At 70.3% G+C, this 2,038-nt stretch carries 3 protein-coding genes; 1 reads left to right on the top strand and 2 read right to left on the bottom strand.

Going from position 1 to position 2,038, the window contains the following annotated elements; all coding sequences use genetic code 11:
- On the top strand, positions 1 to 301 hold a 301-nt coding region (locus AC1DU6_RS28965), incomplete at its 5' end, for a chalcone isomerase family protein (RefSeq protein WP_477861384.1).
- Positions 302 to 418: 117 nt separating this feature from the next.
- Here the strand turns inward: AC1DU6_RS28965 and AC1DU6_RS28960 are convergent.
- A complete protein-coding gene (locus tag AC1DU6_RS28960) occupies positions 419 to 1,780 on the bottom strand; it encodes a sigma-54-dependent transcriptional regulator (protein ID WP_477861382.1) in 1,362 nt (453 codons plus the stop codon).
- Positions 1,767 to 2,038 (bottom strand): sensor histidine kinase (locus tag AC1DU6_RS28955; protein ID WP_477861380.1); only part of this gene is annotated, 272 nt, incomplete at its 5' end. The genes AC1DU6_RS28955 and AC1DU6_RS28960, both read right to left, overlap by 14 nt.

Here is a 2,038-nt window from a genome sequence, read left to right as displayed (position 1 = left end):
GGGCCGGCTCTTCCTGCGCGGCATCAGCGACAACACGCCCAGCCAGCAGTTGACCCGGCACACCCTGGCCACGAACCGGCTCATCGAGATCTTCTCGGGCAAGCCCAAGCTGTTGCCCGGCGACACCTTCGCGATGGACTTCGTGCCGGGCAAGGGCACGCAGTTCTACATCTCGGGCCAGGCCCAGGGCGAGCCGGTCGGTGACGACGAGTTCTTCACGCTGGTGCTGCGCATCTGGTTCGGCGATTCGCCGGCCGACACGCAGCTGCGCGATGCCCTGCTGGATGGCGGCAAGGACTGACCAGGGCCAGCCGCTTCTAGTTGCCCAAAGCGATGCGCGCCATCTCGAAGCGGGCACCGCCATCGCCATGCGGGCTGATGTGCACGACGCGGAACTGCTTGGCGGTGCCGGCGCGCCTCAGCTCGAGCGATAGGCGTCGGCGTCCAGCCCGAGGCGGCGGATGCGGTCGTGCAGCGTCTTGCGCGCCAGGCCCAGGCGCTCGCCGGCCTTGGCAATATTGCCGCCGCTCTCCTGCAAGGCCTGCACGATCCACTGCCGCTCGACGGCAGCCAGCGCCTCGTCCAGCGGCGCCTGCGGCAGGGCGGCCGGCTCGTTAGTCAGCTGCGGCACAGGAGGGGCAGCCTCGGTGACGAGGCCCAGCACCCAGCGCTCGGCAAAGTTGCGCAGCTCGCGCACATTGCCCGGCCAGTCGCGCGCTGCCCAAGCGGCGAGTTGGGCGGCGCTCCAGGCCGGCACCGGGCGCTGCAGGCGTTCGCCAGCCTGGGCGCAGAAATGGCTCAGCAGCAGCGGGATGTCCTCGCGGCGCTGGCGCAGCGGCGGCAGCGCGATGCTGGCCACGTCCAGGCGGTAGAACAGGTCCTCGCGAAAGCGCCCTTCCCGGGCCAGCTCCAGCAGGTCCACCTTGGTCGCGGCGACGACGCGGCAGGCCAGCGGCACGGCCGTGTTGGCGCCCAGGCGCTCGACGCTGCGCTCCTGCAGCACACGCAGCATCTTGACCTGCAGGGCCATAGGCATGGACTCGATCTCGTCGAGGAAGACCGTGCCGTCGCCTGCGAACTCGAGCTTGCCGATGCGGCGCTTGGCGGCACCCGTGTAGGCCCCGGCCTCGGCGCCAAAGATCTCGGACTCGAACACGCTCTCCGGCAGAGCGCCGCAGTTGATGGCGACGAAAGGACCGGTCGCGCCACTGGCCGCGTGCAGGGCGCGGGCGACGACCTCCTTGCCGGCACCGGTCTCGCCATGGATGAGCACGTCTACACGTGCCGGACCGAGGGTGGCGATCAGCGTGCGCAGTTGCTCCATCGCGGCACTCGCTCCCAGCAAGCCGTCGGCGGGTCCGCCGGCAAGCTGGGCCTTCAGCCGCCGGTTTTCCAGCACCAGGCGGCGCTGGGCCAGCGCGCGGCGCACGACCTCGACGAGATGCTCCGCCGAGAAGGGTTTCTCGATGAAATCCCAAGCGCCATCGCGCATCGCTTCCACCGCCATGCCGATGTCGCCGTGGCCGGTGACGAGGATGACGGGCAGCTCGGGGTCCTGCTCGCGCAGGCGCTGCAGCAATGAGAGGCCGCTGTCGCCGGGCAGTTGCACATCGCAGACGACGATGCCAGCAAAGCCCGGCTGCAGCCAGGCGCGCGCCGCCTCGGCGGACTCCACGCCGTGACACCGCAGGTCGGCCAGGCGCAGGCTCTGGGCCGTGGCCAGGCGCACCTGCTCGTCGTCTTCGACGAGCAGCACATCGGTAGGTTCAGGCGCGGCCATGCGGCGATTGTGTGATGGGCAGCCTGAGGATGAACTGCGCCCCACCCTCGGGTCGATTGCCGCCCTGCAGCGAGCCACCCAGCGCGTTGGCGATGGAAGCCGAGATGGACAGCCCCAGCCCCAGGCCGTCACCGCGGCGCTTGGTCGTGAAGAAAGGCTCGAAGAGGCGCGCCTGCACATCGTCGCTCAGCCCGGAGCCGTCGTCGCTCACGCGCAGCAGCGCCTGGCCGGCATCGACCTCGGCCTGCAGCGTTACCG

The organism is Roseateles sp. P5_B10 (assembly GCF_056400485.1).
The sequence above is the reverse complement of the archived record's forward strand: the minus strand, read 5'-3'. Positions and strand labels throughout refer to the sequence as shown.